The sequence below is a fragment of the Pseudomonas alkylphenolica genome, assembly GCF_016009175.1.
Taxonomy (GTDB): Bacteria; Pseudomonadota; Gammaproteobacteria; order Pseudomonadales; family Pseudomonadaceae; genus Aquipseudomonas; species Aquipseudomonas alkylphenolica_B.
Genome location: NZ_JADUCM010000011.1, coordinates 41,589 through 54,960, shown reverse-complemented (window position 1 = coordinate 54,960; position 13,372 = coordinate 41,589). Strand labels below are relative to the sequence as shown.

The following is a 13,372-nucleotide window of genomic DNA, read 5'->3' as shown; positions in this document are numbered from 1 at the left end:
CTTTTAGATAGCTGCCTAAGCAAGGAATCTGCATGCACGCCGCCAACCCGCGCCGCGGGTACATACTGGGCCTGAGCGCCTACATCATCTGGGGTTTATTCCCGCTCTACTTCAAAGCGCTGCAAAGCGTTCCTTCCGTCGAAATCATCGTCCACCGGGTGTTGTGGTCGGCCTTGTTCGGCTCGTTGCTGCTGCTGGTGTGGAAACACCCCGGCTGGTGGCGCGAGTTGCGCGAGAACCCGAAGCGCCTGGCGGTGCTGGCGCTCAGTGGCTCACTGATCGCCGGTAACTGGCTGACCTACGTCTGGTCGGTGAACAACGGGCGCATGCTTGAGGCCAGCCTCGGCTACTACATCAACCCGCTGATCAACGTTCTGCTCGGCATGTTGCTGCTTGGCGAGCGCCTGCGGCGCCTGCAATGGCTGGCGGTAGGCCTGGCCACGGTGGGCGTGCTGCAACAGGTCTGGCAGGTGGGAACCCTGCCGTGGGTGTCGCTGGTGCTGGCGTTGAGCTTCGGCTTCTACGGCCTGATCCGCAAACAGGCCCCCGTGGCCGCCTTGCCGGGGCTTGTAGTGGAAACCTGGATGCTGGTGCCGTTGGCCATCGGCTGGCTGCTGCTCAACCCGCTGGCGGCCAGTGCCCAACCGGATTTCTATACCAGCAGCGAGGCACTCTGGCTGATTGCCGCAGGACCGGTCACGCTGGTGCCGCTGGTGTGCTTCAACGCCGCGGCAAGGCACCTGCCCTACACCACGCTGGGCTTTCTGCAGTACCTGGCGCCGACCCTGGTGCTGCTGCAGGCCGTGCTGCTGTTTGGTGAACACCTGTCGAGCAGCACACTGGTTGCCTTCATGTTTATCTGGGCGGGTCTGGCGCTCTACAGCGTCGATGCCTGGTTGAGCCTGCGCAAGCGCAGCTGATCAAAAAACGTACAAACCTCTGCAGGCCACGCGAACCGTGGCCTGCAGCAACCTCTCCCAAGGTTATCCACACCCTCATCCCCGTGCTTTGTGCACAAGCCACTGATTATTGGTGGTTTTTTGCTCAAGTGACGCAAAGGCCCGCTGTGACTGGGCTGGCGAACGATCCCCCCAGGTTATCCACAGGGCCATCCCCGTGAAACCGGGATAACCCCAGGTGAGCGCTGCGCGCTCAATCGCAGGCTGTCGCCAGCTCCTACAAGTCCGTGGTGTACCGAAAATTTTGTGGGAGCTGGCGTAGCCTGCGATCGAGCGCGCAGCGGTCGCCAAGAATCTCCTGCAATCTCAATCAATCCTCCGGGCGCAGCTTGAGCTCCACCATCAGGTCATCGGCCAGGGCTTCAAGCTTGGTCTGAAGCACATCCAGAGAAAGCGTCAAAGGCATCGCCAGCAACGCATCGGCATGAAACAGCGGCTCGCTGCTCATGGGCGCCGGGCGCACCTCGGTAGTCAGGCGTTCGACATTGACGCCCTGATCCGCCAGCAAGCGCGTGATGTCTCGCACGATACCCGGACGATCATTGCCCACCAGCTCCATGGCGATCGGCTTCCAGGTGCACGACGGCTCGATGCCGCTTTGAGCAATCAGCACGCGAATCTCATGTTTTTCCAGGGCTTTCAGGGCCCCGACCAGCTCTTCGTAGGACTCTGCCGGCACCGCTACCTTGAGGATCCCGGCAAACTGTCCGGCCATGCGCGACATCCGGCTCTCCAACCAGTTACCGTTGTGCTCGGCAATGCATTGCGCAATACGTTCAACCTGACCGGCTTTGTCGGGAGCGATTACTGTCAGTACGAGATGATCCACGCGCTAACCCTCTGCTTTTATGGTTCGGCCCCTGAAATCAAAGGGCGCGCAGAAAGTATAGGCAAGGCGCGGCAACCTGCCGCAGCAGCGCTTGAAGACAAATCGTGTACTGTTTCAAGATTTATCTGGAACAATCTGCCACTTTTTTGAGAACATACTGTCTCCCAGCGTGACCCTCTGTGGCCGAATGGTCGCAGAACGACGTATTTAGTCTGATTTTCACAACCGCAGCGCATCATGTAGTATGCCGCAGCGCGGACTACAAAACGTCGAATCGATGTCTGCCAAGGCGCCTGTGAAAATACGCAAACGCTCGCCAGCCTGTCTGGCTGGCTGCACCCAGCCGTCCTTAGGGCATGATCTGGTGCCGTGTTTAGAGAAGCGCGTCAGGCTTAAATAGAAGAGCAATAGCTGAGCAGAGTGAGGCAAGCAATGACTGAACACGTTCAAGTCGGTGGCCTTCAGGTCGCCAAAGTCCTGTTCGACTTCGTGAACAACGAAGCCATTCCCGGAACCGGCGTCAACGCCGAGCAGTTCTGGGTGGGGGCAGAGAAGATCATCAACGACCTCGCTCCAAAGAACAAAGCACTGCTGGCCAAACGTGATGCGCTACAGGCACAGATCGATGCCTGGCACCAAGCACGCAAAGGCCAGGCTCACGATGCCGTGGCTTACAAAGCCTTCCTCCAGGAAATCGGTTACCTGCTGCCAGAAGCTGCAGACTTCCAGGCCTCGACGCAAAACGTCGACGACGAAATCGCCCGCATGGCCGGCCCGCAACTGGTCGTACCAGTGATGAATGCGCGCTTTGCCCTGAACGCTTCCAACGCCCGTTGGGGCTCGCTGTACGATGCCCTGTACGGCACTGACGCCATCAGCGAAGCCGGTGGCGCGGAAAAAGGCAAAGGCTACAACAAGGTTCGCGGTGACAAGGTCATTGCCTTCGCCCGTGCCTTCCTTGACGAATCCGCGCCGCTGGCAGCCGGCTCGCATGTTGATTCCACCGCCTACCGCATCGAAGGCGGCAAGCTGGTTGTAGCCCTCAAAGGCGGCAGCAACACCGGCCTGCGTGACGATGCCCAACTGATCGGCTTCCACGGTGAAGCCTCGGCACCGACCGCCATTTTGCTCAAGCACAACGGCCTGCACTTCGAAATCCAGATCGATGCCAGCACCCCGGTCGGCCAGACCGACGCCGCAGGCGTCAAGGACGTGCTGATGGAAGCCGCCCTGACCACCATCATGGACTGCGAAGACTCGGTTGCCGCTGTCGATGCCGACGACAAGGTAGTGATCTACCGCAACTGGCTCGGCCTGATGAAGGGCGACCTGTCGGAAAGCGTCAGCAAAGGCGGCCAGACTTTCACCCGGACCATGAACCCGGACCGTGAATACAGCGCACCGAACGGTGGCACCGTCACCCTGCACGGCCGCTCCCTGTTGTTCGTGCGTAACGTCGGTCACCTGATGACCATCGACGCCATCCTCGACAAGGACGGCAACGAAGTGCCCGAGGGCATCCTCGACGGTCTGGTCACCAACCTCGCGGCGATCCACAACATCAACGGCAACACCAGCCGCAAGAACAGCCGCACCGGTTCCGTGTACATCGTCAAACCGAAAATGCACGGCCCTGAAGAAGCAGCGTTCACCAACGAACTGTTCGGTCGCATCGAAGACGTGCTGGGCATGAAGCACAACACGCTGAAGGTCGGCATCATGGACGAGGAGCGCCGTACCACGGTCAACCTCAAAGCCTGTATCGAAGCCGCCAAAGAGCGCGTGGTGTTCATCAACACCGGCTTCCTCGACCGTACCGGTGACGAAATCCACACCTCCATGGAAGCCGGCGCCGTTGTGCGCAAGGGTGCCATGAAGACCCAGAAGTGGATCGGCGCGTACGAAAACTCCAACGTCGATATCGGCCTGGCCACCGGTCTGCAAGGCCGCGCCCAGATCGGTAAAGGCATGTGGGCCATGCCGGACCTGATGGCCGACATGCTCGAGCAGAAGATCGCTCACCCGCTGGCAGGCGCCAACACCGCCTGGGTACCGTCGCCGACCGCTGCTGCGCTGCATGCGCTGCACTACCACAAGGTTGACGTGTTCGCCCGTCAGGCAGAGCTGGCCAAGCGTGCACCGGCTTCGGTGGACGACATCCTGACCATCCCGCTGGCGACCGACACCAACTGGTCGGACGAAGAAAAACGCAACGAGCTGGACAACAACGCCCAGGGCATCCTCGGCTACGTTGTGCGCTGGATCGACCAGGGCGTAGGTTGCTCGAAAGTGCCGGACATCAATGATGTCGGCCTGATGGAAGACCGCGCCACCCTGCGTATTTCCGCCCAGCTGCTGGCCAACTGGCTGCGCCATGGCATCGTCACCGAAGCCCAGGTGCTGGAAAGCCTCAAGCGCATGGCGCCGGTGGTGGACAAGCAGAACGCCAACGACCCGCTGTACCGCCCGATGGCACCGGACTTCGACAGCAACATCGCCTTCCAGGCAGCCGTCGAACTGGTAGTAGAAGGCACCAAGCAGCCTAACGGCTACACCGAGCCGGTACTGCATCGTCGCCGTCGTGAGTTCAAGGCCAAGAACGGCCTGTAATGCCCTTACCCAATCGCGATGCCCAAGCGGTGTCGCGATTGGGGTTTATGCAATGCCCAACTCCTTGCGCACCAGCGCTACCAGCTTGTCCAGATCGATGGGTTTGAGCAGAAAGTCGACAACGCTCAGGTGCATCGCTGCGATGGCGTCCGGTACATCGGCATCGCCTGAAACGATGATGATCGGCAACGCCGCTCGCTCCGATTCACGAATCTGCCGGATCAGCTCCAGGCCATCGAATGGCCCCATGCGCAAGTCGGTAATCAACAGCCCGACATCCCGTTCGGCTTTCAGGCACTTCAACGCCTGCTCGGCGTTTGCTGCCGTGACGCACCCAATGCCCTTGGTTTTCAGATAACTGGTCAGCGATTCACGCGCTACCCGATTGTCATCGACGATCAACACCTTCTGTACTGCAGCCGCAGGAACGCTCACCGTAGCCAGCGCTTCACGCTCGGCATCACTTAGTATGTCGTCATGGTCAGGCATGGCTGTCTCATCATCTATGACCCTAAAAATGTCCTTTGAATCAAGTTCAGACTGCATTTGCCTGACTTGCAACCTGCCTTTCGTCGGCTATTTGACACCTGACACATGGACTTACGTACACGTCGCACTGTTTAGACTTACGTCCAATGGGCACTGGGCAGCAGGCGACCGACCATGAGGGTCGAAAACAACAAGGTTGGCGCCCCTGCGCCGACATACAAAGACGCGGTAAGGTTCATGAGTAAAACGGACGCCTTCGCCCAGGCCGGAAAAACTGCAGTACTGCAGAATATCCAAGGGACCCTGCAGTTTCTGCAACGCTTTCCGCCGTTCAACCAGATGGAAAATGCCCACCTGGCGTTTCTGGTGGAACAATGCCAGCTGCGCTTCTACTCGGCACACGACAGCATCATCAAACCCGGCGACGGCCCCGTCGAGCATTTCTATATCGTCAAGCAGGGCCGGGTGATCGGCGAGCGCCAGCACGTCACGCGGCCCGGCACCGAAACCACGTTCGAAATCACCACCGGTGAGTGCTTTCCCCTGGCCGCCCTGCTCGGCGAACGCGCCACCCGCACAGAACACCTGGCAGCCGAAGACACCTTCTGCCTGCAACTGAACAAGGCCGCCTTCATTCGCCTGTTCGCACTGTCCCATGTGTTTCGCGATTTCGCCCTGCGTGGCGTCAGCAGCCTGCTGGAGCAGGTCAACCAACAGGTCCAGCGCCGTGCGGTGGAAACCCTCGGCACGCAGTACTCGCTCAACACCCACCTGGGTGAGCTGGCCATGCGTCACCCGGTCGTCTGCAGCCGCGAAACGCCCCTGCGTGAAGCCGTAGCCCTGATGCATGAGCAACAGGTCGGCAGTATCGTCATCGTCGATGAGCAGCGCTTTCCGGTCGGCATCTTCACCCTGCGCGACCTGCGCCAGGTGGTGGCCAACGCCAGCGCCGACTTTGCCCAGCCGATTGCCGGGCACATGACCGCCGAGCCGTTTTACCTCAGCCCGCAGGCCAGTGCATTCGACGCTGCCATTGCCATGACCGAGCGGCACATCGCCCACGTCTGCCTGGTCGAAGACAAGCGTTTGTGCGGTGTGGTCTCCGAGCGTGACCTGTTCTCGCTGCAACGCGTTGACCTGGTGCACCTGGCGCGGACCATCCGTCATGCCAGCCGCATCGAAAACCTAGTGTCGCTGCGCGGCGAGATCGGCCAGCTGGTCGAGCGCATGCTGGCCCATGGCGCCTCCTCGACCCAGATCACCCAGATCATCACCTTGCTGAACGATCACACGGTTTGCCGGGTGATCGAACTGGCCATTCAGGACAAGGGCGATCCGGGTGTGCCGTTCAGCTGGCTGTGCTTTGGCAGCGAAGGCCGCCGTGAACAGACCCTGCACACCGACCAGGACAACGGCATTCTGTTTGAAGCCCGGGATGCCGCCCACGCCGCCGAGATTCGCGGCCGCCTGCTACCGCTGGCCCAGCACATCAACCAGGGCCTTGCCCAGTGCGGCTTTACCCTGTGCAAGGGCAACATCATGGCCGGTAACCCCGAGCTGTGTTTGTCCCGCGCCGAATGGGCCCGGCGCTTCGCCGCGTTCATTCGCGAAGCCACCCCGGAAAACCTGCTGGCCTCCAGTATCTATTTCGACCTGCGCGTGGTCTGGGGAGAGGAGCAGGCCTGCGAGCAACTGCGCCAGAGCATCCTTGAGCAGGTAGCCGACAACCGCCTGTTCCAGCGCATGATGGCCGACAACGCCTTGCGCCAACGGCCACCGGTCGGACGCTTTCGCGAGTTCGTACTGACCCGCAAAGGCGACGACAAGGCCGGCACCCTTGATCTCAAGGTCCAGGGCCTTACGCCCTTCGTTGACGGCGCACGCCTGTTGGCCCTGGCCAACGGCATCAGCGTTATCAACACCCTGGAGCGCCTGCGCGAACTGGTGAAGCGCGAGGTCATCGAACCGCTCGATGGCGCCGCCTACGAAGAGGCCTACCACTTCATCCAGCAAACCCGCATGCAGCAACATCAGCTACAGAGCCGGCAGAACCTGCCCTACTCCAACCGCGTCGACCCGGACAGCCTCAATCACCTTGACCGGCGCATCCTGCGCGAATCCCTGCGCCAGGCCCAGCGCCTGCAAAGCAGCCTGGCCCTGAGGTATCAGCTGTGAGCCTGTTCGCCTGGTTTCGGCCGCGGCAGGTCGAGGAGTCGATCCGTCAGCGCGTGGCACAGCTGGCCGCGCCAGCGCCCTTGAGTGAAAACAGCCTGCGCAGCCAGCGCTGGGTGGTGCTGGACCTGGAAACCAGTGGCCTGAACACCCACCGCGACCAGGTGCTGTCGATCGGCGCGGTGGTGATCGAGGACGGCGCCATCGATTTCAGCCAGCAGTTCGAGCGCACCTTGTATCAACGCGATCACAAGCTGACCTCCAGTGTGCTGATCCATGGCCTGGGCCCCAGTGCCATCGCCGCCGGTTGCGACCCCGCCGAGGCGCTGCTTGACCTGATGGCCTTCATTGGCGACAGCCCGGTACTGGGTTTTCATGCCCCGTTCGACCAACGCATGCTCGCCCGTGCCCTGAAAGACCACCTGGGCTATCGACTGCAGCACCCGTTTCTCGACCTGGCCGAACTTGCCCCCCTGCTGAACCCGCAACTCACCCTGCGTGAAGCCGGACTCGACGACTGGACGGCCTGCTTCGGCCTCGAGGCCATCGCCCGGCACAATGCCAGTGCCGATGCCATGGTCACCGCCGAACTGGCCCTGATCCTCTTCAGCCAGGCCCGGCGCCAGCAACTCGACAGCCCGGCTTTGCTCGACCGGCAGATTCAGCGCTGGCGGCGAAAAGGCCAGCAAAATCACGGTTTCTAGCGTCACCCGATGAGTGTCAATTGCGTTTTCTGCGAAGATTCTGTAACAATCGCGAATAATTCTCGTTAGTTAACGCATCTTTTTCGGGGAACGTCTTGTCGTCCGCACAAAGCCCACACAGTGAGCTGGTCGGTACGCTTTACCGCGACCATCGCAGTTGGCTACTCGGCTGGCTACGGCGTAATATCGCCTGCGCCGAGCGCGCCGAAGACCTGAGTCAGGACACCTTCGTACGCCTGCTGGGCCGCGACCAGTTGCCTGCGCCGCGCGAACCCCGAGCGTTTCTGCTGGCGATCGCCAGAGGATTGTTGTTCGATCACTTTCGCCGCGCAGCCCTGGAGCAAGCCTACCTGGCCGAACTGATGCTGATCCCCGAAGCCGAACAACCCTCACCGGAAGAACAACACCTGATTCTCGAAGACCTCAAGGCCATCGACCGCCTGCTGGGCAAACTGTCGAGCAAAGCCCGCGCGGCCTTCCTCTACAACCGCCTGGACGGCCTGAACCACGGCGAAATCGCCGAGCGCCTGGGCGTTTCCGTGTCGCGTGTGCGCCAGTACCTGGCGCAGGGCATGCGCCAGTGCTACATCGCCCTGTACGGCGAGCCGACATGAACGGCCAACCGGTCAGTGCGCGCGTCCTCGACGCGGCCATTGCCTGGCAGCTGTGCCTGGACTCCGGCAACGGCAGCGCCGACGAGCGCGCCGAGTTCGCCCGCTGGCATGCCGCCAGTGAAGAACACGCACGGGCCTGGATGCAACTGGGCATGCTCGACCAACGCTTCAGTGCCGCAGCCGGCCCCGCCCGCCAGGCCTTGCTGCAATCACGTGCCGGTCTGCGCCAGCGCGTACGCAAGGTTGGCAGTGGCTTGGCCAGCCTGGTACTGGTCGTGGGGATGCTCAGCTGGCTCAGCGCCCATCAGTCGCTGGGCTATTGGCTCGCCGACCAGCGCACGGCCACCGGCGAACAACGCAGCCTGCGCCTGACCGACGGCACCCTGATCAGCCTCAACACCCATTCGGCGGTGGATATCCGGTTCAACGAGAAAGAGCGCCTGATCGTCCTGCACGAAGGCGAGATTTCCATCGAAACCGGGCACAAGGATGATCGTCCCTTTATTGTCGCCACCGAAGACGGGCGCCTGCGCGCCTTGGGTACGCGCTTTCTGGTCAAACTCGAAGACCAGGGCACGCGCTTGAGCGTCCTGCAATCGGCCGTGGCCGCCAGGCCTCAGGACAGCGGCAACGAGCAGATCCTTCACGAAGGTCAGCAAGTGCTCATGAGCCACGACAAACTCGGCCAGATTGTGGGTGTGAACATCGGAGCCGATGCCTGGATCCGCGGCATGCTGGTGGTCGACAACGTGCGCTTGAGCGACTTGCTCGACGAATTGGGGCGCTACCGCACTGGCCATCTGGGCGTTGCTCCAGAGGTCGCCGATCTGCGCATTACCGGCAGCTTCCCGCTGACCAATACCGACCTGGCGCTGGCCTCATTGCTACCAACCCTGCCGGTAAACATCGAACAGCACACCCCCTGGTGGGTGACCGTAGTGCCCCGCCCCAAAACGCAGTGATTACCGGTGACATTTGCGACGGACGGCGACCGCCGTCCTTGCCGCAATAAAAATCTAAATTATTTTCAATAAGACCCCTATCACTTTTCCGCTCTCGCTCGGCATGGAAGCTAATTAGCCCTTATTCGTCGAGGAGTTGCTGCATGTCCCGCGCCATCAAAACCATTTTGCGCCCAAGCCTGTTGGCCGTGGCCATCGCCCTGACCACCCCGTTGGCGAGCAGCGCACTGGTCGCCGCCGAACAGTTGGGCGAGCAGCGCTCCTACAACCTGCCTGCAGCGCCGCTGTCGAGCACCCTCACCCAGATTGCCAGCCAGTCCGGCATTGCCCTGAGCCTGGACCCAAGCCTGGCCAGCGGCCGCACTTCGTCGCCCGTCAGCGGTCAATACAGCGGCATCGGCGCCCTGCAGGCCGCTCTGCGGGGCACCGGCCTGCAATTGCAGCAAAGTGATTCGGGAACCTACACCGTTGTCGCCGTGCCGGAAGGCGCGATGGCCCTGCCGGTAACTGATATCAATGCCTCCGTTAACCAGGAGAACGCCTGGGGCCCGGTAGAGGGCTACCTGGCTAAACGCACTGCAGCAGGCACCAAGACCGACACCGCACTCGTCGAGGCACCACGCTCGATTTCTGTCGCAACCCGCGAACAAATGGATGATCGCGGCGTACACAGCCTGGATGATGCCGTGCGTTACATGCCTGGCATCGTTTCTGCCAGCTTTGGCAGCGACACACGCTATGACTGGATGCGCGTGCGTGGCTTCGAGCCGACCCAGTTTCTCGACGGCCTGCCACTGCCCCGCGGCGTGTACGCCAACCCGAAAGCCGAAACCTGGAATCTGGACCGCCTCGCCCTGTTGCGCGGCCCTGCCTCCTCCATTTACGGCCAGACACCACCCGGTGGCCTGCTCGACATGGTCAGCCGCCGTCCTCAAGCCGAAAGCAGCCATGAAATCCAGGTTCAGTACGGCAGCGACAACCACCGTCAGATCAACTTTGCCAGCACCGGCAAGATCGACGAGGAAGGCCAGTTCCTCTACAGCCTGAGCGGCGTGCTGCGTGACGGTGGCACCCAGGTCGACCACATCGACGACAAGCGCTACAACATTGCCCCAAGCCTGACCTGGAACATTGACGAAGACACCAGCCTGACCTTCCTGTCGCAATTCACCCGTGACGATACCGGTGTCACCAGCCAGTTCCGGCCGATCCAGGGCACCAAGATCGACATGCCGTTCGGTGACATCTCTCACCACAAGAACCTGGGCGATCCGGACTACGACTTCTATGATCGTACCTACTATGCGCTGGGCTACGCCTTTGAGCATCGCATCAACGATGTCTGGCAATTCCGTCAGAACCTGCGCTATACCAAATCAGATCTGGAATTCCAGACGATTACCGTCTCCAGCTACTTTCAACCCGGTGGCCCGGTCGACGATCAGGGCAACGCCAGTCGCCTCTCTACCAACGTTGATGAAGACATCAGCCAGTTCGCTGTCGACAACAACTTTCAGGCCGACTTCGCCACCGGTGACATCAGCCACACACTGCTGATCGGCCTGGACCACCAGCGCACCAACACAAACTACCTGGCGATCTTCGGCTTCAACGTGCCGCCCACCAACGTCAACAATCCGGTGTATGGCCTGCCGATCGTCCGCCCACCACGCTCCGACGCCTTCTACGACTACAACCAGAAAACCCGCCAGACCGGCCTGTATGTGCAGGACCAGATGGCCCTCGACAACTGGCGCCTGACGCTGGGCGGGCGTGAGGACTGGGTGCACACCGGCACCAAGTTCTTCAACAAGAGCGATGCAACCAACACCGAGCGCGACAAGAAATTCAGCGGCAACGCCGCGATCAGCTATGTGTTCGATTCGGGCTTCGTGCCGTACCTGTCCTATGCCGAGTCGTTCCAGCCGGCCAGCAATGCTGCGGTGTCGCCGACGGAGTCGTTCAAACCCACCGAGGGTGAGCAGTGGGAACTGGGTATCAAGTACCAGCCACCGGGCTCCAACACCTTGCTGACAGCAGCGGTGTACAACCTGACCCAGAAGAACGTCGCGGTGACCAACACCATCAACAGCATTCCTGTCACCAGCCAGACCGGCGAAGTGAAAGTCCATGGCCTGGAGCTTGAAGCTGTCTCCGACGTCACCGAAAACCTGAAAGTCATTGCCGCCTACACCCTGGCCAAATCCGAAGTACAGGACGGCGATTTCAAAGGCAATCGCCTGCAACTGATGCCAAACCAGCAAGCCTCGGTGTGGGGTGACTACACCTGGCACGACGGCGTACTGGACGGCTTCGGTATCGGTGCCGGCGCACGCTACACCGGCAACACCTATGGCGACCAGGGCAACACCTGGCTGGGCAAGGCCGATGCCTACACCGTGTTCGACGCAGCCGTGCACTATGACCTCGGTCGCCTGGACAACAGCCTCAAAGGCGCGTCGGTGGCCGTCAACGCCACCAACCTGTTCAACAAGGACTACATCTCCACCTGTGACAGTTTCTACTGCTACTACGGCGACCTGCGCAGCGTCGTCGCCAGTGCCACCTACAAGTGGTAAGCCACTGACGTCTTATGCTCAGTGACCGAGCCGTCCCCTGTGGACGGCTTTGGTTTTTCTGAAAGCCGAGAAATAAAATGTAATGAAAAGCACAACCATCCGCCGCTGGTCCTTCATCCATACCTGGACCAGCCTGATCTGCACCCTGTTTCTGCTGCTGCTGGCAGTCACCGGACTGCCGCTGATTTTCCATCATGAAATCGACCACCTGCTCGGCGATGCCCCCGAGTTCAAGGTCATGCCGGCCGACACGCCGAAGCTGGACCTGCAGCAACTGGTGCTCAAGGCCCAGGCCCACCGCCCGGGCGAGGTGATGCAGTACTTCGGTTGGGATGAGGACGACAGCAACGGCGTGCTGACCATCATGGCGGCCACGGCGGGCACCGAGCCGAACGCGTCGCACACCTTCATGCTCGATGCGCGCACCGGTGAAGCCGTGGAAACGCCATCAGCCAACGGTGGTTTCATGATGACCATGCTGCGCCTGCATGTGGACATGTTTGCCGGCCTGCCCGGCAAGCTGCTGCTAGCGTTCATGGGTGTGCTGTTCGTGGTGGCGATCATCTCCGGCGTGGTGCTCTATGCACCTTTCATGCGCCGGTTGAAATTCGCCACCGTACGTCATGAAAAATCCCGGCGTGTGCGCTGGCTGGATCTGCACAACCTCATCGGCATCGTTACCCTGACCTGGGCGCTGGTCGTGGGCGTGACCGGCGTGATCAGCGCGCTGTCGGACCTGGTCATCGCCGCCTGGCGCAACGACAGCCTGAGCGCGTTGGTCGCCCCTTACCGCGATGCCCCGCCGCTGACCGAACTGGCTCCCGTCAGCCGCGTACTCGACATCGCCAGCGAGGCAGCGCCGGGCATGGTGCCGGATTTCATCGCCTTCCCGGGCACACGCTTTTCCAGCGAACACCACTACGCGGTGTTCATGAAAGGCGGCACCCACCTCACTGCACACTTGCTGACGCCAGTACTGATCGACGCCAGCACACTGGCGGTGACCGCTGTCGGCGACCGGCCCTGGTACATGGACGCGATGATGTTGTCGCAGCCCCTGCACTTCGGTGACTACGGTGGCCGGCCGATGCAGATCCTCTGGGCGGTGCTCGACGTGCTCACCATCATCGTATTGGGCAGCGGCCTGTACCTGTGGTGGAGCAAACAACGACGCCCACGCGTACAGGAGGCAACCGCATGAGCCACCGCTCGCAATCCACCCGTACGGTGTTTGCCTGGCCGCTACTGATCGGCCTGCTGGGTGCCGCCGGACTGTTTGCCGCGCTGCTGGGTGATGGCGGCTGGGATGTGCTGTCCTGGGTGGGGCTGGGAATTCCTGCCGTGCTTGGCCTGCGCGGGCTGCTGAAACCCAAGGCCAACGTGCCATAACCCTATAACGACTGCGCTGCTGCGCGCCGCCCTAGCATGGCCAGCTCCTTTTTCCAGGCGCTGGC

11 protein-coding genes are annotated in these 13,372 nt (G+C 61.4%); 9 read left to right on the top strand and 2 right to left on the bottom strand.

All coding sequences use genetic code 11. The annotated features are described in order from the left end of the window. Positions 1 to 32: 32 nt before the first annotated feature. On the top strand, positions 33 to 920 hold the full coding sequence (gene rarD / locus I5S59_RS12170) for an EamA family transporter RarD (protein WP_197876846.1): 888 nt from the start codon (positions 33 to 35) through the stop codon (positions 918 to 920). A 349-nt stretch (positions 921 to 1,269) separates the two neighbouring features. On the opposite strand, the gene I5S59_RS12165 is transcribed toward rarD, so the two are convergent. Then, positions 1,270 to 1,788: a glycine cleavage system protein R gene (locus I5S59_RS12165; RefSeq protein ID WP_197876845.1), complete on the bottom strand. Its 519-nt coding sequence runs from the start codon at positions 1,786 to 1,788 to the stop codon at positions 1,270 to 1,272. Between the two features lie 432 nt (positions 1,789 to 2,220). Here I5S59_RS12165 and I5S59_RS12160 point away from each other — a divergent pair, with 432 nt between their 5' ends. After that, complete coding sequence (locus tag I5S59_RS12160; RefSeq protein ID WP_197876844.1) at positions 2,221 to 4,398, top strand: malate synthase G; 2,178 nt, start codon at positions 2,221 to 2,223, stop codon at positions 4,396 to 4,398. Positions 4,399 to 4,443: 45 nt separating this feature from the next. Here the strand turns inward: I5S59_RS12160 and I5S59_RS12155 are convergent, their stop codons facing one another. Then, complete coding sequence (locus I5S59_RS12155) at positions 4,444 to 4,887, bottom strand: response regulator (RefSeq protein WP_197876843.1); 444 nt, start codon at positions 4,885 to 4,887, stop codon at positions 4,444 to 4,446. A 237-nt stretch (positions 4,888 to 5,124) separates the two neighbouring features. On the opposite strand from I5S59_RS12155, the gene I5S59_RS12150 reads away from it, so the two are divergent. The 7 genes from I5S59_RS12150 (at position 5,125) to I5S59_RS12120 (ending at position 13,307) form a co-directional block, all read left to right on the top strand. Then, positions 5,125 to 7,062: a DUF294 nucleotidyltransferase-like domain-containing protein gene (locus I5S59_RS12150; RefSeq protein WP_197876842.1), complete on the top strand. Its 1,938-nt coding sequence runs from the start codon at positions 5,125 to 5,127 to the stop codon at positions 7,060 to 7,062. Continuing rightward, positions 7,059 to 7,763, top strand: a complete 705-nt coding sequence (locus I5S59_RS12145) for a PolC-type DNA polymerase III (protein ID WP_197876841.1) — start codon at positions 7,059 to 7,061, stop codon at positions 7,761 to 7,763. Before I5S59_RS12150 ends, I5S59_RS12145 begins: the two co-directional genes overlap by 4 nt. 95 nt (positions 7,764 to 7,858) lie before the next feature. Further along, positions 7,859 to 8,377 carry an RNA polymerase sigma factor gene (locus I5S59_RS12140; RefSeq protein WP_128323372.1) on the top strand — a complete coding sequence of 173 codons (519 nt, stop codon included), beginning with the start codon at positions 7,859 to 7,861 and terminating at the stop codon, positions 8,375 to 8,377. Next, positions 8,374 to 9,339: a FecR domain-containing protein gene (locus I5S59_RS12135; RefSeq protein ID WP_197876840.1), complete on the top strand. Its 966-nt coding sequence runs from the start codon at positions 8,374 to 8,376 to the stop codon at positions 9,337 to 9,339. Before I5S59_RS12140 ends, I5S59_RS12135 begins: the two co-directional genes overlap by 4 nt. Before the next feature lie 143 nt (positions 9,340 to 9,482). Further along, positions 9,483 to 11,918, top strand: coding sequence for a TonB-dependent siderophore receptor (locus I5S59_RS12130; protein ID WP_197876839.1), 2,436 nt, complete (start codon positions 9,483 to 9,485; stop codon positions 11,916 to 11,918). Positions 11,919 to 12,000: 82 nt separating this feature from the next. Then, positions 12,001 to 13,119: a PepSY-associated TM helix domain-containing protein gene (locus I5S59_RS12125; RefSeq protein WP_197876838.1), complete on the top strand. Its 1,119-nt coding sequence runs from the start codon at positions 12,001 to 12,003 to the stop codon at positions 13,117 to 13,119. After that, positions 13,116 to 13,307 (top strand): hypothetical protein, encoded by a 192-nt coding sequence (locus tag I5S59_RS12120; RefSeq protein ID WP_197876837.1) that lies wholly within the window; start codon positions 13,116 to 13,118, stop codon positions 13,305 to 13,307. The genes I5S59_RS12125 and I5S59_RS12120 overlap by 4 nt, the downstream gene beginning before the upstream one ends. The last annotated feature ends 65 nt before the right edge of the window (positions 13,308 to 13,372 follow it).

Excerpts from the sequence above, each read along its gene's own strand:
- I5S59_RS12120 (WP_197876837.1), top strand. The coding sequence starts at position 13,116 with ATGAGCCACCGCTCGCAATCCACCCGTACGGTGTTTGCCTGGCCGCTA.
- I5S59_RS12125 (WP_197876838.1), top strand. The coding sequence starts at position 12,001 with ATGAAAAGCACAACCATCCGCCGCTGGTCCTTCATCCATACCTGGACC.
- I5S59_RS12155 (WP_197876843.1), bottom strand. The coding sequence starts at position 4,887 with ATGCCTGACCATGACGACATACTAAGTGATGCCGAGCGTGAAGCGCTG.
- I5S59_RS12150 (WP_197876842.1), top strand. The coding sequence starts at position 5,125 with ATGAGTAAAACGGACGCCTTCGCCCAGGCCGGAAAAACTGCAGTACTG.
- I5S59_RS12130 (WP_197876839.1), top strand. The coding sequence starts at position 9,483 with ATGTCCCGCGCCATCAAAACCATTTTGCGCCCAAGCCTGTTGGCCGTG.
- rarD (WP_197876846.1), top strand. The coding sequence starts at position 33 with ATGCACGCCGCCAACCCGCGCCGCGGGTACATACTGGGCCTGAGCGCC.
- I5S59_RS12160 (WP_197876844.1), top strand. The coding sequence starts at position 2,221 with ATGACTGAACACGTTCAAGTCGGTGGCCTTCAGGTCGCCAAAGTCCTG.
- I5S59_RS12135 (WP_197876840.1), top strand. The coding sequence starts at position 8,374 with ATGAACGGCCAACCGGTCAGTGCGCGCGTCCTCGACGCGGCCATTGCC.